This is a genomic window from Mesorhizobium sp. RCAM 05099 (assembly GCF_059683685.1).
On the sequence record NZ_CM185035.1, the window covers coordinates 5353014 to 5374893 of the forward strand.

16 protein-coding genes are annotated in these 21880 nt (G+C 64.4%); 10 read left to right on the forward strand and 6 right to left on the reverse strand.

Features of this window, described 5'->3' with window-relative positions:
- Positions 1 to 163: 163 nt before the first annotated feature.
- Both AC56QQ_RS26465 and AC56QQ_RS26470 read right to left on the reverse strand, forming a co-directional pair.
- A complete protein-coding gene (locus tag AC56QQ_RS26465; protein ID WP_497100608.1) occupies positions 164 to 469 on the reverse strand; it encodes a hypothetical protein in 306 nt (101 codons plus the stop codon).
- Positions 466 to 3015, reverse strand: coding sequence for a caspase family protein (locus tag AC56QQ_RS26470; RefSeq protein ID WP_489860076.1), 2550 nt, complete (start codon positions 3013 to 3015; stop codon positions 466 to 468). Before AC56QQ_RS26470 ends, AC56QQ_RS26465 begins: the two co-directional genes overlap by 4 nt.
- Positions 3016 to 3384: 369 nt before the next feature.
- On the opposite strand from AC56QQ_RS26470, the gene AC56QQ_RS26475 reads away from it, so the two are divergent.
- Both AC56QQ_RS26475 and AC56QQ_RS26480 read left to right on the forward strand, forming a co-directional pair.
- Positions 3385 to 4452, forward strand: coding sequence for a pyridoxal phosphate-dependent aminotransferase (locus tag AC56QQ_RS26475; protein WP_497123962.1), 1068 nt, complete (start codon positions 3385 to 3387; stop codon positions 4450 to 4452).
- 33 nt (positions 4453 to 4485) lie between these two features.
- Positions 4486 to 5391 carry an allantoinase PuuE gene (locus tag AC56QQ_RS26480; protein ID WP_497123963.1) on the forward strand — a complete coding sequence of 302 codons (906 nt, stop codon included), beginning with the start codon at positions 4486 to 4488 and terminating at the stop codon, positions 5389 to 5391.
- A 156-nt stretch (positions 5392 to 5547) separates the two neighbouring features.
- Here AC56QQ_RS26480 and AC56QQ_RS26485 read toward each other — a convergent pair whose 3' ends face one another.
- The 4 genes from AC56QQ_RS26485 to AC56QQ_RS26500 all read right to left on the reverse strand — a co-directional run bounded on the left by AC56QQ_RS26485 (position 5548) and on the right by AC56QQ_RS26500 (position 11867).
- Complete coding sequence (locus AC56QQ_RS26485; RefSeq protein WP_497123964.1) at positions 5548 to 6450, reverse strand: SMP-30/gluconolactonase/LRE family protein; 903 nt, start codon at positions 6448 to 6450, stop codon at positions 5548 to 5550.
- A gap of 114 nt (positions 6451 to 6564) precedes the next feature.
- The gene (locus AC56QQ_RS26490; RefSeq protein WP_497123965.1) at positions 6565 to 8985 is read right to left on the reverse strand and encodes a GcvT family protein; all 2421 of its coding nucleotides are present in this window, start codon (positions 8983 to 8985) and stop codon (positions 6565 to 6567) included.
- 154 nt (positions 8986 to 9139) lie between these two features.
- The gene (locus tag AC56QQ_RS26495; RefSeq protein WP_497123966.1) at positions 9140 to 10795 is read right to left on the reverse strand and encodes an ABC transporter substrate-binding protein; all 1656 of its coding nucleotides are present in this window, start codon (positions 10793 to 10795) and stop codon (positions 9140 to 9142) included.
- 184 nt (positions 10796 to 10979) lie between these two features.
- Positions 10980 to 11867 carry a LysR substrate-binding domain-containing protein gene (locus AC56QQ_RS26500; RefSeq protein ID WP_497123967.1) on the reverse strand — a complete coding sequence of 296 codons (888 nt, stop codon included), beginning with the start codon at positions 11865 to 11867 and terminating at the stop codon, positions 10980 to 10982.
- 168 nt (positions 11868 to 12035) lie between these two features.
- On the opposite strand from AC56QQ_RS26500, the gene AC56QQ_RS26505 reads away from it, so the two are divergent.
- Genes AC56QQ_RS26505 through AC56QQ_RS26540 form a run of 8 tightly spaced genes read left to right on the forward strand, consistent with a single transcriptional unit; the run spans position 12036 to position 21880 of the window.
- The gene (locus AC56QQ_RS26505; protein WP_497123968.1) at positions 12036 to 13454 is read left to right on the forward strand and encodes an MmgE/PrpD family protein; all 1419 of its coding nucleotides are present in this window, start codon (positions 12036 to 12038) and stop codon (positions 13452 to 13454) included.
- Positions 13455 to 13459: 5 nt separating this feature from the next.
- A complete protein-coding gene (locus tag AC56QQ_RS26510) occupies positions 13460 to 14701 on the forward strand; it encodes an FAD-dependent oxidoreductase (RefSeq protein WP_497123969.1) in 1242 nt (413 codons plus the stop codon).
- Positions 14702 to 14720: 19 nt separating this feature from the next.
- Complete coding sequence (locus AC56QQ_RS26515) at positions 14721 to 14987, forward strand: sarcosine oxidase subunit delta (RefSeq protein ID WP_489860067.1); 267 nt, start codon at positions 14721 to 14723, stop codon at positions 14985 to 14987.
- Positions 14984 to 17842: a 2Fe-2S iron-sulfur cluster-binding protein gene (locus AC56QQ_RS26520; protein ID WP_497123970.1), complete on the forward strand. Its 2859-nt coding sequence runs from the start codon at positions 14984 to 14986 to the stop codon at positions 17840 to 17842. The genes AC56QQ_RS26515 and AC56QQ_RS26520 overlap by 4 nt, the downstream gene beginning before the upstream one ends.
- Before the next feature lie 51 nt (positions 17843 to 17893).
- Positions 17894 to 18433: a hypothetical protein gene (locus AC56QQ_RS26525; RefSeq protein WP_497123971.1), complete on the forward strand. Its 540-nt coding sequence runs from the start codon at positions 17894 to 17896 to the stop codon at positions 18431 to 18433.
- Complete coding sequence (locus tag AC56QQ_RS26530; protein ID WP_497123972.1) at positions 18430 to 19338, forward strand: dihydrodipicolinate synthase family protein; 909 nt, start codon at positions 18430 to 18432, stop codon at positions 19336 to 19338. The genes AC56QQ_RS26525 and AC56QQ_RS26530 overlap by 4 nt, the downstream gene beginning before the upstream one ends.
- 10 nt (positions 19339 to 19348) lie before the next feature.
- Positions 19349 to 20317, forward strand: a complete 969-nt coding sequence (locus AC56QQ_RS26535) for a D-2-hydroxyacid dehydrogenase (protein ID WP_497123973.1) — start codon at positions 19349 to 19351, stop codon at positions 20315 to 20317.
- A 21-nt stretch (positions 20318 to 20338) separates the two neighbouring features.
- Entirely contained in the window at positions 20339 to 21880 is a 1542-nt protein-coding gene (locus AC56QQ_RS26540) for a trimethylamine methyltransferase family protein (protein WP_497123974.1), read from the forward strand.

Sequence of the window (21880 nt, forward strand, 5' to 3'; positions counted from 1 at the left end):
GAGCATAGAGCACTTCCGGCTGCTTGGCGAGCAGTTGCAGCCGGTCTTCCAGTCAAGGTCCGGAGCGCGGAATGGCGCGCCAAATGGTGGCGGGTGGCCACGGCAAGCAGCGCCAAGTCAACAGCAGTGCGCCACACGGGCCTTGGCTACTATCAAAAACTCATCACCAGCCGCCAGCACCGCCGCCGGTGCCGCCGCCACCGCTGCCGCCACCCAGGGGCGCAACGACGGGAGGGGGTGCGTCTTCAACCGGTTTGACCACTTTCTTGGCTGTCACCTTCTTCTGCTTGACTACTTTTGGCGTGGTCGTCGTGCGAATGGCCTTCGTCCGGTGTTTCGTCGTTAGTGTGGGCTCTGCTTTTGGCACTATCGAAGTACAGCCCATCATGCCCCCCAGGGCGCCGGCTAAAACTGTTGCGATGATCACATGTCTAATTGCCCTGCCCACCATTGCCTCCTTGTCGATCAAAACAAATCCCGACGCGGGTTGGCTTGTTCCCAGACCGCCCTGGCCGCATTGACCAGTTGCGTGTCGACAGAACCACTCGCCGGAGTCTTGGACTTGAGTTCCGCGCGCAGTTGCTTCAGCGCGGCGGTTTTCGCCTTCGCCCCGAATTTCGCCAGCGTGTTCTTTGCGTCCGGAATTTCGTTGCGGAGATCAAGCGCGGCCGCGAACGCAAGATAGCGCACGGCTATGGCTTGGTCGGCCTTGTCGCCCTTCTGCATCTCGATGGCCGCGCGATCATACGCGCCGGATTGATCACCCCGAGCGGTTGCCAACTCGAACAGGCGCTGCGCTTCATCAAGATTTTGCTGTACGCCGACACCGTCCCGGTACATGCGCCCGAGGCTGCCAGGCGCATAAGGTTGGCCAAGGTCGATGGCCTTCTGGAAAAGCGCCATCGCCGCCTTCGGGTCCTTCTCGACCCCTCGCCCGGTGATATAATTGCGACCGAGAAGGTTCATCGAATACATGTCCTGCCGTTCGACGCCTGCCTTGAGGAAAGCGACGGCACGGGCCGGATCGGCAGGCACGCCGTTGCGGCCTTCCGTGAAGATCGCTGCGAGATCGTTCATGGCATAGGTGTGCCCCATCGCCGCCCCCTTGAGCAGCAGGTCCAGCCCCTTGCCGGTGTCGCGTTGGACGCCGAGACCGTTGAACAAAGCGCGACCCCATGCCGTCATCCCGTAGGGGTCGCCTTTGTCGGACGCCACTGAATAGAATTCGTTGGCCTTCTTGGGATCGACGGTCATCCCTATTCCGGACGAGGCGATATATCCGAGTTCGAAGACGGCGCGCACGTGCCCCTTTTTGGCGGCGTCCTCGATGGCTGTCCTGGCTTCCGCGACCTTGCCGGACGCAAGCAGCGCGCGTCCGAGTTCGTAACGGAAGCGCGGCACGTCCGGATAAGCCTTCACCGCCGTCTGGCAGACATCCACGGCGCTGGCGCCGATTTCATTCGGCAGCAGGCCGGGGACGACGCCTTGCAGGTCGAGAGGTTCGCCGGCAGCCTGGTCGCACGGATCGACGCTTGGCGACAGCTTCATGGTGGCGGGCTTGGATGAGCTGCTGTCGGCCCGGATCTCGAAGCCGACCTCGACCGGCTTGGCGGCACCGATCTGGGGTTCGTAACGCAAATTGTCGACCTCATCCGCCATCAGGCTGGACTCCGGCGACAGGGCACGGTCCGGCAGGGACAGCGTTCCCGTTGCCGGATAGCTCGCGAGTTTCAGGCTGACGGAGGGATCCTTTGTCGGGAAATCCAGCTTCAGCGGAACCGGGCCAACTCCGACCGGGACGCTGATCTCGCGGTTTTCGATCGCCTCGGCGGCGCCGGTGATATGGATGCCGCGCTCCAGGACCTGTTGCTTCTGCTCGGCTTCGAGCGAGGCCACAATCTGTTCGCCCTGAGCGCCTTCGCCGCTCTTGACGCGGAACACCAGGATGCCCTGGGTTTGGCCGCCCCAATTGTCATGCGTGGCGTAGGCGAGCATATCCACCTCGTCCTGCGCGGCGCCGCCCTTGGGCACATCCATCTGCAGACGCGGCAGGTCCTTGCCCGGGATCTGCTCGCCAACCTCGACAGGCTTGCCGTCCAGCATCAGACGTCCGAGCGCCGGCGGCCTTTCGATGCTGACGGTTATGCCTCCGCCGTCGACGTCGACCGGTTCCGGCAGATCCAGAGCGACCGGACCAACCCCGGACGGCACGACCTTCTCCAGGACCGGCGGCAGCGAGGGCCGGCTGGCGCGGCGCATCAGGACGACTTCGTCGATGAGCGAGGAGTTTTCCCACGGAACCTGCTTGCCGTCCGTGGCGTCGACCACATCGCGGCGCACCGCGGCCATGACCGTGCGTATCTCCTGGTTCGGAGCCAGGGCGCGGCGGGAGAAGGCGGATGAGAAGGGGCTGAGATCACCCGCCCCGTCATAGGCAACCGCACCCGGCTCTGTAGCGAAGGCAATCAGCGTGTTCAGCGAGCTTTTGACCTGCGCAAGGCCGGTGTTGCCGGCTGCGATCAACTGGTCCCTCAGCCAATAGTCCTTGCGCGGAAACGGATTGTTGCGGCAGGCATCGAGGATGATCACCTGGATCTTCGATTTCGAACGCAACTGCTCGAGCACATCGTCCAGCTTGACCGCCTGGACCTCTATGTCGGCCGCATTCTTCAGCGAGGCATCCACGGGGATCAGGAAATTCTCGCCACCGATCTGAAAGCCATGGCCTGAATAGTAGACGACGGCCAGATCGGCGCCGTCCGCCGCCGCGAGGTAGTTGCGGAACTGCTCCTCGAACTGCAGTTTTGTGAGATCCTTGGCGACGAATACCTCGAAACCGGCCAGCCGAAACGTCTTGGAAACGTCCTCGGCGTCCTTGTCCGGATTCTTGAGAGCGGGGATTTCCCGGTACTCGGAATTGCCGACCACCAGGGCGACCCTTCGATCGGCCGACGCATCAAACGCCGTAAGGGCCGCTACGACGACGACCGCAATGAATCCGCAAAGTCGGAGCATGACAACTGCCTTAACCGTCGCTACCTGACGACCACAAGCTCTCAGCTTGCGGTATCAAGGTCTGTTAAAGAGCTCACAATCCGCCGAGACACGACCAGAGCGAGGCCGTCGCGACAGCGGGCACATTCATCGTCTGATTGAGCTCTAAATTACCTCAGAGCCGGATCATCCGCAATGAGCGTCAAAATGCGCCGGCGCGGCTGTCCGGACCCGGCGGTGTGCCGAGCCCCAACAAGGGCCAGAATTTCGGAGCCATTGCGCGGTTCGTTTTTGCTTGTGAACACGCCGGCGGATTGTAGCTTGGCCATGAGCCCGTCCGACCAAGGTAGTTCGCGAGATGACCCACATCCAGATTCCCATGGATGCACAGTGGCCCTGAAAGTCGCCGCCCATATCGAAGCCATGTCTGCCTTCGCGCTCGCGAATTTCGGCGGCCATGACCGGCCAACCCTTGCTCAGAACGAAAGCGCCTTTCCGCCCAGCCCCAGGGCGATCGCCGCTGGCCAGGACGCGGTTGCCCGCAGCCATCTCTATCCCGATCCGGACTGGACGGCGCTGCGCGAGGCGATCGCGCAAGCCCATGGAGTCGAGCGCAATTTGATTCTGTGCGGCGCCGGTTCAATGGAGCTGATCAGTTGCACCATCGCGGCGTTCGCGGGGCCGGGCGAGGAGGTGCTGGGCACCTCCTATGCCTATAATTTTGTGGCCTCCGCGGCGGCCCGCACCGGTGCTGCCTATGTCAGGGCCGCGGAACAGGATTTCGCCGTTTCGGTCGACAGCATCCTCGCCGCCGTCACGCCGGCAACGCGGGTCGTCTTCGTCTGCAATCCCGGCAATCCGACCGGCACCCGCATCCGCAACGCCGAGCTGCTGCGCTTGCGCGCCGCGTTGCGCGGGGATGTGCTGCTCGTGATCGACCAGGCCTATGGCGAGTTCGACGACCAGGACCCACGGCCTGTCTTTGCGCTTGTCGCACGCGGCGATACCGTCGTGCTGCGCACGCTTTCCAAAGCCTATGGCCTGGCTGGCGCGCGCGTCGGCTGGGGGCTGTTTCCGCCTTCGGTCGCCGCCGAAGTGCGCAAGATGCAGAACTCCAACCAGGTCACCACCGCAAGCCTCGCAATGGCGGTCGCGGCGGTGGAGGACGAGGCCTACATGCGCGAAATTGTGGCCCGCACGGCCAGGATTCGCGACCGGTTCGCGCATGACCTGAGGGCTGCCGGATATGATGTACCGGAAAGCCGGACGAATTTCGTGCTGATCCGCTTCCCCGAGGCAGCGGCCGCGGAGGCAGCAGACCGAGCCTTGCGCGGCGCCGATATCATTGTGCGCGGCCTGGGCGGTTACGGCCTCACGGACTGCTTGCGCGCGACGGTCGGCCCGCAAGAGACAATGGATCAGGCACTGCGCATACTGATCGAGATGCGCGGCGGATAGTTTTGGCGATCGCATTCGAGGGAGCGTTGAGAGATGCCATACCTGCCCGTCCGTGACTTCATCGGCTATGGCGACAAGCCACCTTCGGCCGCGTGGCCCGGTGGCGCCAAACTGGCGCTCAACATCGTCGTCAACTACGAGGAAGGCGCCGAGTACAGCATCGGCGAAGGCGACGGCGTCTCGGAGGCTATCCTGTCGGACCTTGCCGTGTCGCCAGCGGTGCCGGGCCTGCGCAACCGCAATATGGAATCGCTCTACGAATACGGCTCACGCGTCGGCGTCTGGCGGCTGTTGTCACTGTTCCAGGACAAGGAGATCATTCCGACCTTCTACGTCGTGGGACGTGCGCTGGAGCTCAATCCGGCCGCCGGCAAGGCGATCGCGGCGCTTGGCAGCGATATCGTCTGCCATGGCTGGCGCTGGATCGACTACGCACCGCTAAGCGAGGACGAGGAACGCCAGCACATCGCGATGACCTTTGACACAGTCCAGCGGCTGACCGGCATTCGCCCGCTCGGCTGGTACACGGGCCGGCCCAGCCTCAACACACGGCGACTGGTGGCGGAGCACGGCGGCTTCCTGTTCGATTGCGACGACTACAATGACGACCTGCCCTACTTCGTCGAGGTCGGCCCCAAGCGGCATCTGGTCGTGCCGCACAGCTTCGACAACAATGACAGCCGGTTCTCGCGCGGCTCCGGCCTGGAAACCGGCAGCCAGTTCTTCGAATATGTCAGCGATGGGGTGGACTGGCTGCTGGCCGAAGGCGAGAAGACGCCACGCATGATGACGGTGCCGCTGCACTGCCGGCTGGCGGCCAGGCCAGGCCGCATGGTCGGGCTGGCCCGCTTCCTCGACAAGATCAAGGCCAATCCAGACATCTGGATCTGCCGCCGCTCCGACCTTGCCCAACATTGGCTGGACCGGTTCGGCGGCTGAGGCGTCATCCGGCGGCAGTTCACCGTTTCACGGAAACGGCGAACCGCTCTAACTCTTTGTTTTGACGCAATTCCCAAGGGAAAGCGCTGTGCGCTTTCCCGGGGAAAACCGTTTCGCACTTTTCCTGGAATTGCTCTGGCCGCCGGCGAAACACCCCTACTTGTTCGGCACCTCGTAGACCTTGCCGTGCCAGGGCGCTGCGTCGATCTGGTCGAGCGCCATCACGTAGAGCACCTTCTCGTCCGGCCCGAAGGCGAAGTTCGGCATGGATGGCGACGGCACCGAAAGCATGCGCAGCAGCTTGGCATCCTTGTCGACGACGATGATCTTGCCGGGCGCATCGAGCGAGCGCGGGCTCTGGCCGATATACATCTCCCCGGCCTTGTCCATCTTGATGCCGTCAGGCCAGATATGCGGCTGGTTCGGGAACAGATCGTCGAGGCGCAGGAAGACGCGGCGGTTGCTCAGGCTGTGGTCGGGCTGGACGTCGAACTCGATGATCCTGTTGTCCTCGGTCTCGACCAGATAGAGGATCTTGCCGTCGTTCGACATGACCAAGCCGTTGGCATTGTGCAGGTCACCGGCAACCTTCTTCACGCTGCCATCCTTGCCGATGTAGTAGGCCGAGGCGTCGATCAGCGGACCGCCCTTGCCGGAACCGGTGAAATAGGTGCCGCCATCCTTGTCGGGTGCGAAGTCGTTCGGGCCGCTGAATGGCTTGCCATCCGTGTCCTTGTCATAGGCCGGCAGCGTCTTGCCGTCGGCCGAGATGCGGCCGATCGTGTTGTTGTCGTAGCAAGTGACGAGGAACTCGCTGGCCGTGGTCGGCAGCACGGCCGACGGGCCGCAGCCGTCCATCTTCCAGAAGATCTCGTTCTTCTTGCCGTCCCATACGGTCACCGTGCCGCGGCCGTATTCGACGTAGAAGAGCTTGTCCTGGTACCAGATCGGACCTTCGGCGAACCACGCGTCGTCATTGATGACCTTGACGTCTCCCGCATGCGCGGAGGATGTGAGGACCAGGGCAAACATGGTGCCCAGCAGATGCCTTTTGATCATGCGATTCCCCTTTTTTCAGGCCGTTGAACTCTTCCCTGCGTCAGGTTCGCTGGCGTTAGCCGCCAGCGTCGATGGTTCTGTCGGTTGGCTCGCCGACCGCCAGACGGTCCACACCTACGCCCGCAGCCGCTTGCCTTCGGGGTCGAAGGGTGGCTGCTTCAGCAGCACCGCGTCGTGCGGCCTCCCGAGTATCGCGACCGTGACGGCATCGCCTGCCTTGGCCGAGCCGGCCTTGACATAGCCAAGTGCCAGCGACTGCTCGACGAAATAGCCGTAGGCGCCCGAGGACACCTGGCCGATCGGCGTGCCGTCCGGCAGGAAGATAGGCTCGCCGCCGGTCGCGTCGGCATCCCCGGCGTCGATCGACAGCATGATCAGCTCGTCGCGCGCCGGCCTGTCGGCGACGGCGGCGTAGGCGTCGCGGTTGAGAAATTCGCCCTTGTCCATTTTGACAAGCCGATCGAACTTGACCTCCTGCGGCCAGTATTCGGGAGAATATTCCCGGCTCCAGCTGCCATATCCCTTTTCAACCCGCAGCGACATCAGCGCGCGCGAGCCAACCGGCCCGGCACCGACTTCGCTGCCGGCCTCGAGCAGGGCGCTGTAGAGCTCGACCTGGTTGGCGGCCGCGCAATAGAGTTCCCAGCCCAGGTCACCGGTGAACGAGACACGCAACGCCACCACGTCGACACCGGCCACCGTGATCTGGCGCGAGCGCATGAACGGAAACGCCTCCGTCGACAGATCGGCATTGGTCAGGCGCTGCAGCAATTCGCGCGATTTCGGGCCGGCGACGTTGAAGCCGGCCAGTTCCTCGGTGCGCGAACGAAACGTGGTGCCTTCAGGCAAAGGGACGGCCTTGAAGAACCTTTGGTGGAAGCGCTCGGCCATGCCGGAACCGAAAACCATGAACTCGTCGTCGGCCAATTTTGTCACGGTGAAGTCGCCAGCGATCCCGCCGCGCTTGCCGATCAGCGGCGTGAGACAGGAGCGCCCGATCTCCGTCGGCATGCGGTTGGCGAACAGCGCGTTGAGCCAGGCTTCCGCGCCGGGTCCCCCGACCTCGTATTTGGCAAAATTCGAAACGTCGATGATGCCCGCATGCTCGCGCAGCATGCGCGCTTCACGTCCAACCGGACCCCACCAGTTCTGGCGCTTGAAGCCGATCGTCTCCTCGCGCGGCTCGCCCTCGGCGGCGAACCAGAGCGGATGCTCCCAGCCGAAATTGAGGCCGAAGACGGCGCCCATCTGCTTTTGCATGTCATAGGCGGGCCGGGTGCGGACCGGCCGTCCGGCGGCACGCTCCTCGTTGGGGAAATGGATCTTGAAACGGTGGCTGTACTGATCCTGCACGCGGGCCTTGGTGAAAGCCTTGCCGGCCCAGTGCCCGAACCGCGCCATGTCCCAGGCGAACATGTCGAGCGAAGGCTCGCCCTCGATCATCCACTCGGCCGCCAGCTTGCCCATGCCGCCCGACTGCGAGAACCCCGGAATGATGCCGTTGCAGCAGAAATAGTTGCTGAGTTCGGGCACCGGCCCGAACAGCACGGCGCTATCGGGCGACCAGATCATCGGCCCGTTGATCACCTTCTTGACCCCCGCGGTGCCGACTGCCGGAACGCGCGCGATCGCGCGCAGCATATTCTCCTCGATGCGGTCGAGATCGTCGGGAAACAGCTCGTGGCCGAAGTCCAGCGGCGTTCCATCCTCGGCCCAGAACTTCATCTTGCGCTCGTAGGCGCCGATGAGCAGGCCAAGCCCTTCCTGACGCAGATAATATTCGCCGTCGCGATCGGCGACCGAGGGCAGCCGGCGGCCCATGGCAGCGATTTCCGCAATGGTCTCGGTGACGAAATACTGATGCTCGGTGGGGATCAGCGGCAGTTGAAGCCCGGCCATCGCGGCAACCTCGCGACCCCAGAGGCCGGCGGCGTTGATCACCCATTGGGTGTGGATGTCGCCCTTTGGCGTGCGCACGATCCAGCTGCCATCCGGCTGCGCTTCGGTGGCGGTGACCGGGGTGAAGCGATGGATCTCGGCGCCGCGCTGCCGGGCACCGGCGGCATAGGCGGCGGTGACGCCGGACGGGTCGACGTTACCGCCCTCCGGCTCGTACATGATGCAGCGTATGCCGTCGAAATCTACCAGCGGGTGCAGCCGTTCCGCCTCGTCGCGCGCGACCTCGTAGAAGTTCATCTTGTAGCGCCGCGCCTTGGCCTCCTGCAGCCTCAGCTGATGCTCGCGCGCTTCGGTCTGGGCGAGGTAGAGCGAGCCCGGCTGGAAGATGCCGCAGCCCTGCCCGGTCTCGATCTCCAGTTCCTTGTAGAGCGACATGGTGTAGTGCTGCAGACGGCTGATGTTGGTGGAATCGTGCAGGCCGTGGATGTTGGCCGCCGCATGCCAGGTAGAGCCGGACGTCAGCTCGTTGCGCTCCAAAAGAACCACGTCGGACCAGCCGAATTTGGCGAGGTGATAAAGGATCGAGCAACCGATCAGGCCGCCGCCGATGACAACGGCTTGTGCATGAGTACGCATATCGAGATTTCTTCCCTTGGTTCGGCGACTTTTGTTTTTTGCGCTTTCGAAGAGCGCCTTTGAGTTTTGTTCGGCTGGCTGGTCAATCGCAGTCGCCTGGCGAAGCCAGGGGCACAAGATGCGCCCCTGGAGTATTGCAATGGATTTACCCGTTCTATGCCTTGTCGAGCCAGACCTTCTCCAGTTGCAGCTCGAATGTCTGGTGCATCTTGAGGTTCTTCACATAGGCGGCGTGGTGGCGGTAAAGCGAACGCCAGAACGACTGAACCAGCACGCCCGAATCCTGCAGCGTCCACTCGACATCCTTCATCAGCTCCTTGCGCTTGGCAGGGTCGGCGACCGCAAGCGCGGCATTGAGCTTCTTGTCGAAATCCGGGTTGGCGTAGCCTGATTCATTCCAGGCTTCACCGCTGCGGTAGGCGAGCGCCAGCACCTGGACTCCGAGCGGTCGCATACCCCATTCGGTGGTCGACCATGGATACTTCGTCCAGTCGTTCCAGAATGAAGTTCCGGGAATGATCGTGCGCTTCACCTTGAAGCCGGCCTCGCGCATCTGCGCGGCTACGACATCGGCCGGGTCCTTGACGTAGTCGGAATCGTAGGAAATGAGCTCGAACTCATGATCCATCTGGCCGGCCTCGGTCATCAACGCCTTGGCCTTCGCCAGGTCGCGCGGCACTTTCGGCAGCTCGTAATATTCCGGATGGATCGGGCAGACATGATGGTTTTCCGCGACCTGTCCGAGGCCGCTGTAGCCGAGCTTCAGCACCGTCTCGTTGTCGACCGCGAGCTGGATGGCGTTGCGCACCCTTTTGTCGTCATATGGTTTGTTGGTCACATTGGTGCGCAGCACGATCGTTCCCGCGGTGACGACGGATTCCTTGACCAGGCCCATGCCGTCATAGAGGTCCACGGTGCCGCCGACCGTCTGATAGTTGCAGTCGATCTCGCCGGCCTCGAAGGCGCTGGCGATGGCCGGGCTCGAAGCGTCCGACCCGTAGTCGGTCCAGTCGACGCCGTCGAGATAGGGCTCGCCGCCGAACCAGGTGAAGTCCTTGCGGCGCCTCACCGAAGCGGACTCGCCGACCTTGTATGAAATGAGCTCGTATGGGCCGGTGCCGGGCGTCTTGGTCATATCGGCACCGTCCTTGTCGAAGTTGCGGTGGACGATGATGGCGGGATAGTCCGCGAAGCCCGGAATGATGGTGACGTCGGACTGGCCGCATTTCAGCTTCACCGTATGGTCGTCGACCTTGGTGATGGCGCCTGCGATGGCCTTCTTGGTGGCGGGATCGATCAGCGTGGCCATGCGGCCGGCCATCGAGTTGCCCTCTGCCGCCTTGTCGCACCAGCGCTCGATGTTGAAGACGATGTCGTCGGCGTTGAGCTCGTCGCCGTTCGACCACTTCACGCCCTTGCGCACATGCAGGGTGTATTCGGTGGCATCGTCGCTGACTTCCCAGCTCTCGATCAGATGGCCCTCGAAAGTGAAGTCGGTGGTGTAGCGGATCATGTAGTCGTTGCACTGGCGCAGCACGTTGGCCATTTCCGACCAGTCCCACATGCGTGGGTCCTTCATATCCTTGATGATCATCTGCATCTTCAGGATGCCGCCCTTCTTGCCCGGCTCCTGGGCAGCGGCCTGGGCCGGCGAGAGGCCGATCATTGAATAGGCGAACGCCGTGGAGGCGCCCATCGCGCTCGCCATGGCAAGGAACTCGCGGCGATCCATGCCGCCGTTCCTGACTTCGTCTGCAAAGCTTTCGATGGCTGCCGGGACGCGGTCACCGTTGCTCTTGAAAATCGTCATTGTGATTCTCCGGTTTGGGCTTTCCGCCCGTTACATTCCCCTTGCATGGGGGATGTTAGAGGCGATGCAAAAATCCCGGAAGGGCTTGAGCCCGAGCAAACCGCCAAAAACCGGCTTATATGACCTAAAAAAACAATGCCATTGGCGTGTCAAATTTTTGAGTTTGCCGGCTGTGGAACCCGCGCTAGGCGCCATCCTCCTGCGCCCGCAGAAGAATCCATTCCCGCACCGTGCGCGCGATGGTTCCCTTCGAAAGCTGGTTCTCGGTGAGGTAGTAGTTCCACGGGCTCGCCGGCCGGACGGGGAACGGTTCGACGAGCAGTCCCCGCCGGAGATAGGCGTGGGCAAGCGAGCGCTGGGTCGCGACGAGCCCTGCCCCCATGGCGGCCAGTTCGAGCGCGATGTTGGAAGCGTTGGTCGTCAGGCCCTTGTCGTAATCTTCCATGTCGACGCCCAGCGCCGACGTGACGACCTGCCAGTATTCCTGGCGGCCATGCACGAAGATCCAATCGACCTTGAGTATATCCCGAGGCAGCTTCAGGGCATCCTCGCCATCCAGCAACGCCGGAGCGCACAGCAGAACCAGCTCGTCGTTCCACAGCGGGATGCCGGCGGGCGGACGGTCGTCGAAACGCCGTGTGGAAATGGTGATATCGGCGATCTGCTCGCTGAGGTCCTCCCAGATCGTGCCGTGAAGCACGATCTCGATTTCGGGATGCTTCTTGCGGAAGGCGGCCATGCAGCCGGCCAGCCAGTTCTCCGCCAGGCTCATCGGGCAGGAGACGACCACCGTGCGGTTGCGCGACGAGGTCACGATCGCCTCCGTGGCCTGGTCGATCTGATCGAGCGCCTGACGCAACGTCGGCAGGAACGCCTCGCCCATTTCGGTGAGCTTGAGACTGCGCGGATAGCGGATGAACAATTGCCGCCCAATATAATGTTCGAGCGCACGGACATGCGTGCTGACGGCCGCCTGCGTGTATCCGAGCTCCTTGGCGGCCATGGTGAAGCTGAGATGCCGGGCCGAACTCTCAAAGGACCGGATATAGTTCAAGGGGGGCGGCGGCTTCATCGCTAACTCCTGCAACACGCATGCGCTAGCTATCCCACAGACGCGCCGCCATTCAATCGTGCCTGATGGCAAGACGTGAATATTTTTGGTCAAAGCCGCCAAACTAATTGCGTGAAAGCACGATGGACCCAAATTAATGATGTCGTGACGCAGAGGGGAGTAATGCAAGTGGCTGTGCCGTCGCATCGGCGTGAAGGGCCTGACGCGAGTACCAGCGTTGCCATTCGCCTGGCCGATTTCGTTTTGCGGCGGCCGGCGGCCGTATTCCCGGTACCTGTCCTGGAGCAGGCGCGCTATCTCCTGCTCGACACGCTCGGAATTGCCATTGCGGCCGGTCCGATGGAAGCCGGGCGGATCGCCCGCGACACCGCCGCCCTTCTCTACGGCTCGGCAGATCCGCTGTATTCGGCGCGCATGCTTTTCGACGGTCGCCGCGCCAGCATCGCCGGAGCCGCCTGTGCGGCCGCGACGCAGATCGACAATCTCGACGGCCACGACGGATACAGCCCGACCAAGGGCCATATCGGCGTTGCCGTCGTGCCCGCCCCGGCAGCGCTTGCCGAGGTGTTCCCCGACCTCAGCGGACCGGAGGCGCTGGCATCCCTCGTCGTCGGCTACGAAGTGGCCGGCCGGGCCGGCATCGCGCTGCATGCGACGGTGTCGGACTACCACACGTCGGGGGCCTGGAACGCGCTGGGCGTGGCGGCAGTGGCGGCAAGGCTGCGCCGGCTCAGCGACGGGCAGTTCCGAGAGGCGCTTGGCATTGCCGAATATCACGGCCCGCGCAGCCAGATGATGCGCGAGATCGCCACGCCGACGATGCTGCATGACGGCTCGGGGATCGGTGCGTTGATCGGCCTGTCCGCCGCCGTTCTGGCCGAGCGCGGCTTTACCGGCGCGCCGGCGATCACGGTCGAGGCACCCGACGTCGCGCCGCATTGGCAGGATCTCGGCGCCTTCTGGCAGGTGCTGCACCAGTATGTGAAGCCCTACCCGATCTGCCGCTGGGCGCATGCAGCCATTGACGCGACGCGCGGGCTCTGCATGGCACATCATCTGGCGCCGTCCGACATCCGCCACGTCGAGGTCAACAGTTTCCACTACGCCGCAACGCTGTTCGGCGGCATGCCGGACACGACCTCGAAGGCGCAGTACAGCTTGCGCTTCGCCGTCGCGACCTTCATCGTCCATGGCCACATCGGACTGGAACATATCTCCGGCAGCGGGCTCGAGGATGCCGCCGTCGCGGACATGCTGGGCCGTATCACCGTCTCGGAATCGGAGCGCCACAGCGCTCGCTTTCCGGCAGGCCGCTGGGCCGACGTGACGATCACGACCAGCGATGGGCGGATGCTTGCTTCCGGCGACGTCCACGCGCGCGGCGGACCGGAGGCGCCGCTGACACACGCTGAAATCGAGGCCAAGTACATGGAGTTCGCGGCGCCGGTGCTGGGACAAGGCCGCGCCAGCGCGATCCGCAACGCGGTCCTGTCGCTCACCGACCCGGACAGCCGCTTCTGTGATCTTTCGGTGTTGCTCTACGATCCTCCAGTGATCAGTACGATGCTCCAGCGGCCAGCGTGGTAGGCTAGATGCCGCTCAGGCTTCTGAAATACGGTCTCAGCAGGGACTATCCGGTCAGCGGCGACATTCCCGCAACGCCGGACCTCAAGCCATCCTACGATGTCGTCATTGTCGGGGGCGGCGGCCACGGATTGTCGTGCGCGCATCACTTGTCGAAATACCACGGCATCAGCAGCGTCGCGGTGATCGAGAAGGGCTACCTCGCCGGCGGCAACACGGCGCGCAACACGACCACGATCCGCTCGAACTACATCACACCGGAGGGCATCGCCTTCTACAAGGAAGCCGTCGAGCTGTTCGAGGGCCTGTCGCAGGAACTCGACTTCAACGTCATGTTCTCGCAGCGCGGTCAGCTGACCCTTGCGCATACGGAAGCGACGCTTCGCAGCTTCCATGCGCGCGCCGAGATGGGCAAGCACCTGGGCACGCGGACCGAAGTGGTCGACCAGAAGGCGGTCGAGGAACTCGTGCCGTCCCTCAACATGGACTATGGCGGTGCGCTCGAGATCCTTGGCGGGCTCTGGCATGCCGACGGCGGCACCGCGCGGCACGATGCGGTTGCCTGGGGCTACGCTGCGCAGGCGTCGCGGCGCGGCGTCGAGATCCACCAGCGGACCGAAGTGGAAGGCTTCGAGCTCGTCGGCGACCGGGTCCAGGCCGTCAAGACCAACCGCGGCCGCATCGCCTGCGGACAGGTGCTGATCGCGACCGGCGGGATGAACTACGACGTGGCGCTGATGGCCGGCGTCGAGCTTCCCATCCGCTGCTATCCGCTGCAGGCCATGGTGACGCAGCCGTTGAAACCCTGGCTGCACACGCTGGTCTCCTCCGTCTCGCTGCACACCTATCTGGTGCAGTCCTCGCGCGGCGAGGTCGTCATCGGCGGCGGCTCCGATCCCTACCAGCTCTATTCCACCCGTTCGACGCTCGACATGAAAGAGCACCTCGCCGAAGGCGCCGTGCACCTTTTCCCGTTCCTGCAAGGCGTGCGGCTGCTCAGGCAATGGGCAGGGATCACCGACATGACGCCGGACTACAGCCCTATCATGGGTGCCAGCCCACTCGAAAACCTATGGCTCGATTGCGGCTGGGGCACATGGGGCTTCAAGGCAACGCCGGTCGCCGGCAAGCGGATGGCGGAGACCATCGCCAAGGGTCGCGTGCCCGACATCCTGAAGCCGTTCGCGCTGGAGCGTTTCGAGACCTTCCGGCTGCTCAACGAAATGGGCGCTACGGCGGCCAGTCACTGACCATGAAACGCCACCGACCATGAAGATCCTGACCTGCCCGATGAACGGCCCGCGCAACATAGACGAGTTCCAATCCTTCGGACCCGTCCGCGCGGAGCCGGACCCGGATCGGACCGCCGACGCGGACTGGTCGCGACACCTGTTCCGCGCCGAGAACCGCAGGGGTATCGTGGTCGAGTGGTGGCGGCACGTGCCAAGCAACTATTTCTTCCTGGCCGAGCGCGACCTCGTCACCAACGAGATCATCCGCACCTTCGACGCTTCCGAACGTCGGGCTCAACCATGAACCGGCTAGCTGAGCCCTGGGGAAGCCGGATCGACCGAAGCCGTCCCATCAGCTTCACTTTCGAGGGCAAGAATTTTGAAGGCTATGCCGGCGACAGCATCGCCAGCGCGCTCGCTGCCTCCGGACAATGGGTGCTGTCGCGTTCCTTCAAGTATCATCGGCCGCGCGGCATCCTCTCAATGACCGGCGCGGACGCCAATACGCTGGTGCAACTGCCGTTCGAGCCGAACGTCGCCGCCGACCGCACGCCGATCAGCGCGGGGTTGCGGGTCAGCGCCCAGAACGTCAACGGTTCGCTCGAACGCGACCGCGATGCGATCATCGACAGGCTCGGGCGCTTTCTGCCGGTCGGTTTCTACTACCGCACCTTCATGGGACCACGCCGCGACAGCTGGCTGAAATTCTGGGAGCCAATGATCCGCCGCAAGGCCGGGCTGGGCGTGGTCGACACCACGGCCCCGTACCGGCATTTCGACAAGACGCACCTGCATTGCGACATCCTCGTGGTCGGTGCCGGTCCGGCCGGGCTGAGCGCCGCGATCACTGCCGCCAAAGGTGGCGCTGATGTGGTGCTCTGCGACGAGAGCCCGGAGATCGGCGGATCGCTGACCTATGGCCGGCATGATCCGGCCATGCTTGCGGACCTGTCCTCGAGGCTTCGGGCGCTGCCAAACCTGCGCCCGCTGACCGGGACGGTCTGCAACGGCTGGTACGAAGACAATTGGCTGCCCTTGATCCAGGGCGACCGTCTCTTTCGCACACGGGCGCGCGCGGTAATCCTGGCCACAGGCTCCATCGAGCAGCCCGCCATCTTCCGCAACAACGACCTGCCGGGGATCATGCTGGGCGGTGCCGCGCAGCGGCTGATCCGCCATTACGGCGTGCGCCCCGGACAAAAGGCAGTGGTGCTGGCAACAAGCGACGAAGGCTATTGCGTGGCGCTCGATCTGGTCGAGGCCGGTGTGTCGGTCATGCTGGTCGCCGATCCGAGATCCGGCGGCGAGGCCGGCGCCTTCGAAGCCGAGTTGCACGGCAAGGGCGTGGCCATCCAGAAGGCCGCGACGATCGAAGCCGCCGAGGGGACGGCGGGAAATCGCCACCTTGCCCGCGTTCGTGTCGGCGGGCGCTGGATCGAGTGCGATCTGCTCGCCGTCTCGGCCGGCCAAGTGCCGGCATGGCAGTTGCCTTGCCGGGCTGGAGCGAAGGTCGGCTATGACGCCGCTACCGGATCGATGACGCTCACTCTCCCGAAAGCGCCGGTCCACTTCGCCGGTTCCGTTGCCGGAGACAACGATCTGCGGGGCGCGATCGCCGGCGGTCGCCGCGTGGCGGCCGCCGCGCTTTCGCGGCTCTGCAAGACGGTCGTAGAGGACAGAACCCTCACCAGGCCGACGGCCACCAGCCCGGCCCATGTGCAGCCGATCGTCGCCAATCCAAAGGGGCGCGATTTCGTCGATTTCGACGAGGACCTGCAGGTCAAGGATCTGCAGAACGCGGTCAAGGAGGGTTATCGCGAGATCGAGCTCGTCAAGCGCTTCACCACCGTCGGCATGGGTCCGAGCCAGGGCCGCCATTCGGCCCTGGCGACGGCAAGGATCGTCGCCGAGGCGACCAACCGGACGGTTGGCGAGGTCGGCGTAACCACCGCGCGGCCACCGGTCGGGCCGGAGACGCTGGGTGTGCTTGCCGGCCATCAGGAGCCGCTTGAGCGACGCACGGCGCTGCATGCAAGGCACCTCGCGCTCAACGCCGTGATGAAGCCGGTCGGCGCCTGGAGGCGGCCGTATTTCTATGGCGATGCCAGTGAGGCGGAAAACGCGATCCGCGACGAGATCATGGCGGTGCGCGAAGGCGTCGGGCTGCTCGACGTGTCGACGCTCGGCAAGCTGGAGCTACGCGGGCCGGATGCCGGCGCGTTCCTCGATCGCCTCTACACCATGGCGCATGCCAACCAGCCGGTCGGGCGCGTCCGCTATTGCCTGATGCTCAACGAGATGGGCTCGGTGGTCGATGACGGCGTCGCCTACCGCATGGCGGAAGACCGGTTCTATGTGACCGCCACCACCGGTGCGGTCGCGCGCGTCTATGCCGACATGCTGTTCTGGAACGCGCAATGGCGCTTGCGGGTCGATGTCCTCAATCTCACCGGCGCGTTCTCCGGCTTGAATGTCACCGGGCCCAAGGCCAGGTCCGTGCTTCAGGCGCTGGAAAGCGACATCGATTTCGGCCGTGAGGCCTTCCCCTATCTCAGCGGCCGCGAAGGCGTTGTCGACGGCGTGCCGGTGCGGGTGATGCGGATTGGCTTCACCGGCGAGCTGAGCTACGAACTGCACTGTCCGTCGAGCCTCGCGCCCGCCCTGTGGGACGCGGTGATCGCCGCCGGCAAGCCGCGTGGGCTCAAGCCCTATGGCCTGGAGGCATCGCGCATCCTTCGCCTGGAGAAAGGCCACATCCTGATCAGCCAGGACACCGATGCGATCACCACGCCGGACGAACTGGGTTTCGGCTGGGCGGTCTCGAAGAAGAAGCCGTTCTTCGTCGGCAAACGGTCGATCGAAATGCGCGCAAGGCTGGGCCAGTCGCGCAAGCTCGCCGGCCTGCGATTTCCTGCCGATGCCAAGAACGTACCCGGTGAAAGCTGCCTGGTGCTGCGCGGCACTGCTCCCGTCGGACAGATCACCTCGGTCGGCTTCTCGCCGACGCTCGGCTGCGCCATCGCGCTCGCCTACGTCCATGTCGACGACTCCACGGAAGGCAGCCGGGTGACAGTGAAGTGCCGGAATGGCCAGCTGGTCGAAGTACCAGTGGTCGCTCATGCCTTCTTCGATCCCGCGAATGCACGGCAGGAGATGTAAATGGCAGCATCCCCTGTGTTTCCGTTCATGCCGGGTGGCGCCGCGGACGGCATGACGCTGCCTTCCGGCGCGCTGATGCTGACCGATCTCACGGGCAGCCTTCGCTTCGGCCTCAAAGGCGGTGGCAGCGCCGGCTGGCTCGCGTCGCGAGGCGTGCCCTTGCCTGCCGTCAATCGCATCGGCAGCTGGCGCGGCACACGCGTGCTGCGCCTCGGCAACGAAGATATCCTGTTGCTGGCAGAAGGGGCCGATAGCGCGCTCGCCGAGCTTGCAAACACTTGGCATGGCGCAACCGCGCCAAAGGGCTATTCATCGTGGCGCGAGGAGGGCTGGGCGTGGATGCGCCTCTCGGGTCCGCAGGCGCCGCGAGCGATGGAGCGGCTATGCGCGCTTGATCTCAGAACCGATAAATTCAGCGCCGAGGACATTGCGCAGACGCGCGTTGGCCATATCGAGGCCGTTATGGTCCGCTCGCAGGCGGGTTTCGATGTACTGTTCGACGTCACCGCGTCGGCATACTTCGCCAGGACGGTAGCAGCGGTGGCCAGGCACTGCACGGATTTGCTGATCGATACGGAAGGACACACATGACCCGCCCGCAAGGAACCATCGCACCGATCCTGACGCCGTTCGAAGACGACGGCCGCATCGCACACGACCTCTGGGTATCCCACGCCAAATGGGTGCTGGACCAGGGAGCGCATTTCCTGTCGCCGTTCGGCACCACGGGCGAGGCGCTGTCAGTCTCGCTGCGCGAGCGCATGCAGGCGCTGGAGTGGCTGGTCGAGGCCGGCATTTCGCCCAGCCGGCTGATGCCCGGAACCGGCGTCACCGCGCTGCCCGAAACCGTCGAGCTGTCGACCCATGCGGTCGGGCTCGGCTGCGCCGGAGTGATGGTGCTGCCGTCGTTCTTCTACACCGCTGTCGGCGACAACGGCCAGGCCCGCTACTACGGCGAACTGATCGAGCGGGTGGCGAACCCGGCAATGAAGATGATCCTCTATCACATCCCGCAAAATTCCGGCGTGCCGGTGAGCCCGGCCTTGACCGCCCGACTGAACGAGGCGTTTCCCGACACCGTAGTGGCTTACAAGGACAGCGCCGGCGACTGGAACAACACGGCGGCAGTGATCGCCGCAGCGCCCAAGGTCGCGGTCTTCCCGAGCTCGGAAGCGCAGCTGACCAAGGGGCTTGCCAGCGGCGCGGCGGGCTGCATCTCGACGACCGTCAACCTCAATGCCGCGGCCATCCGGGCCCTCTACGATCGTACGATGGCCGGAGAGGACGTTGCCGAGGCGGATGCGGCGATCAAGGCGTTCCGCAAGATCATCCAGGATGCCGGTCTCATCCCGGCGATGAAGGCCGTGCTGGCGGTGCGTTCCGGCGACAAGCGTTGGCTGAACCTGCGAGCGCCGCATGAGAATGCAACGCTCGAAAGCGGCGAGAAGCTGCTCGCCGCGCTCGGTCCTTCGGCCGACCACATTGGCCGGAGCTGAGCGCGGCATCATGTCGGCTGATCCATCCGTCATCCTGCACACCGACCGGCCGGCCGCGGCGCTGGCCGTGCTCAAGGAGACCCATCCGGATCTGATCGTCCATGGCTGCGACAGCTATGCAGCCCTGCCCGAGCTGATCGGGCGCGTGGCGGCGGAAGTGGTTTACTCCGTCCGCTTCGACGGCACGCCGCGATATCCGCGCCAGGCACTTGTCGAAAGCCCGACCGTGAAATGGGTCTCTGTCGGCGGCTCAGGCACGGATCATCTCGGGCGTTGGGACCCGGAGCGGCTCACGGTGACGAATGCGGCAGGCGTTGCCGCCGGCATGCTGGCGGAATACGTGCTCGGCGCCATGCTGTCCTTCTCGCTCGACCTGCGCGGTTTCGAACGCCGCCAGCAGGCACGCCTCTGGGGCGGCGGCCGCGTCGAGCCGATCGAAGGCAAGACGGTTCTGATCATTGGCCTTGGCAAGACGGGGACAGCCGTCGCCAGCCGCGCACAGGCGATGGGCATGCGCACGCTCGGTATCCGCGCGCGGCCGAAACCCATGCCTTGCCTCGACGAGGTGCATGGGCCGGATGCTCTGCTGCCCTTGCTTGGGCGCGCCGATTTCATCGTCTGCTGCGTCCCGCTGCTGCCCAGCACGCGCGGTCTGCTCGGCACGGCCGCCTTCGCCGCGATGAAGCGTTCCGCCGTGCTCATCGACATCTCGCGCGGCGGCGTCGTCGACGAGGCGGCGCTGCTCGCGGCCCTTGACGGCAAGCAGATCAAGGGCGCGGCGCTGGATGTCTTTGCGACCGAGCCGCTGCCGGCGGACCATCGTCTATGGGCCTACGACAACGTCGCCATCACGCCGCATTGCGCGGCGGTCTACGACGGCTGGGACATCAAGTCGGTGCGCATGTTCGCCGACAATCTGAAGCGTTACCGCAGCGGCGCGCCGCTTGAGAATGTCGTCAGTCCGGAACGCGGTTACTGAAGCCGAGAGGAAAGCAATCTCATGACACAGGACAGGCGCGGCGGTGGCCGCAGGGCGAAGGTCGGACGCGGCGGCGGCGGCATCGCGCAACTGCCCTGGCAGCACGTGGAGAACCCCTATCCGCCCATGCAGCTCCTCGACGAGGAGCGGATGGAGCGGCTGCACGACACGTCGATGCGCATCCTGTCGGAACTCGGCATCCGCGTCATGAGCGAGCGGGTGATGGACCTGTTTGCGGCTGCGGGCGCCATTGTGGACCGCGAGAGCAAGACCATCCGGATCGACGAAAGCCTGGTGACCGAGGCGCTGCGGAAGGTTCCATCTTCCTTCACACTGACCAGCCGCAATCCCGACAAGCAGGTGCATCTTGGCGGCAACTCGCTGGTCTTCGGGCTGGTCGCCGGCCCGCCCAATGTCCATGACCGCATCAATGGCCGCCGCCAGGGCAACCTTGCCGACTACCAGAACTTCATCCGGCTGGCGCACCACTTCAACGCCATCCACATCATCGGCAACCAGGTGGTGGCGCCGATGGAGCTGCCGGCCAATTCGCGCCATCTCGACACTTACTACGCCAACCTGACGCTCAGCGATCTCAGCTTCCATTGCACGGCAATCGGCCGCGCCAGAGCGATGGACGGCATCAACATGATGGCGATCGCGCGCGGCATCAGCGTCGAGGAAATGCGCGCCTCGCCTGGCGTGACGACCATCATATCCATCAACTCGCCGCGGCTGTTCGACGACGCCATGGCAGAAGGCCTGATCGCGATGGCCGAGCACGGCCAGCCGGTGACGGTTACCCCTTTCACGCTGATGGGTGCGATGACGCCGGTCACGCTGGCGGCGGCACTTTGCCAGCAGAATGCCGAAGCGCTGTTCGGCGTGGTGCTGACGCAACTCGTCAACCCCGGCACGCCGGTGATGTACGGCGCCTTCACCTCCAACGTCGACATGAAATCGGGCGCGCCGGCCTTCGGCACGCCGGAGAACGCCAAGGCCAACATTATCGCCGGGCAATTGGCGCGGCGCTATCATCTGCCCTACCGCACTTCCAACGCCAATGCGTCGAACGTGGTCGACCTGCAGGCCGCCTACGAAACAGAGATGGCGACCTGGGGGGCGGTGCTCGGCGGCGCCAATCTGATCTACCATGCGGCGGGCTGGCTGGAGGGCGGCCTGACCGCTTCCTATGAGAAGCTCGTCCTCGATGTCGAGATCCTGCAAAACATGATGGAGTTCCTGCGGCCGCTGCCGTTCCAGGAGGACGATCTCGGTTTCGAGGCGATCAAGTCGGTGCCGGCCGGCGGCCATTTCTTCGGCGCCGAGCACACGATGTCGCGCTACACCACCGCTTTCTACCAGCCGATGCTGTCCAACTGGCAGAACCATGGTGCCCGGCAGGAAGCGGGCGGCAAGGATGCGCTCGAACGTGCCACCGAGCTTTGGCGGCAGGCGCTGCATGACTACGAGGAGCCGGTCATGGACGCCTCGGTCCGCGAGGAGCTCGACGCCTATGTCGCCCGCCGCCGCGAGGAGATCGCCGCCAATCCGGAAGGCTGA

Coding starts and splice junctions, on each gene's coding strand:
- AC56QQ_RS26480 (WP_497123963.1), top strand. CDS start 4,486: ATGCCATACCTGCCCGTCCGTGACTTCATCGGCTATGGCGACAAGCCA.
- AC56QQ_RS26470 (WP_489860076.1), bottom strand. CDS start 3,015: ATGCTCCGACTTTGCGGATTCATTGCGGTCGTCGTCGTAGCGGCCCTT.
- AC56QQ_RS26520 (WP_497123970.1), top strand. CDS start 14,984: ATGAACCGGCTAGCTGAGCCCTGGGGAAGCCGGATCGACCGAAGCCGT.
- AC56QQ_RS26525 (WP_497123971.1), top strand. CDS start 17,894: ATGACGCTGCCTTCCGGCGCGCTGATGCTGACCGATCTCACGGGCAGC.
- AC56QQ_RS26535 (WP_497123973.1), top strand. CDS start 19,349: ATGTCGGCTGATCCATCCGTCATCCTGCACACCGACCGGCCGGCCGCG.
- AC56QQ_RS26515 (WP_489860067.1), top strand. CDS start 14,721: ATGAAGATCCTGACCTGCCCGATGAACGGCCCGCGCAACATAGACGAG.
- AC56QQ_RS26540 (WP_497123974.1), top strand. CDS start 20,339: ATGACACAGGACAGGCGCGGCGGTGGCCGCAGGGCGAAGGTCGGACGC.
- AC56QQ_RS26490 (WP_497123965.1), bottom strand. CDS start 8,985: ATGCGTACTCATGCACAAGCCGTTGTCATCGGCGGCGGCCTGATCGGT.
- AC56QQ_RS26485 (WP_497123964.1), bottom strand. CDS start 6,450: ATGATCAAAAGGCATCTGCTGGGCACCATGTTTGCCCTGGTCCTCACA.
- AC56QQ_RS26495 (WP_497123966.1), bottom strand. CDS start 10,795: ATGACGATTTTCAAGAGCAACGGTGACCGCGTCCCGGCAGCCATCGAA.
- AC56QQ_RS26530 (WP_497123972.1), top strand. CDS start 18,430: ATGACCCGCCCGCAAGGAACCATCGCACCGATCCTGACGCCGTTCGAA.
- AC56QQ_RS26510 (WP_497123969.1), top strand. CDS start 13,460: ATGCCGCTCAGGCTTCTGAAATACGGTCTCAGCAGGGACTATCCGGTC.
- AC56QQ_RS26500 (WP_497123967.1), bottom strand. CDS start 11,867: ATGAAGCCGCCGCCCCCCTTGAACTATATCCGGTCCTTTGAGAGTTCG.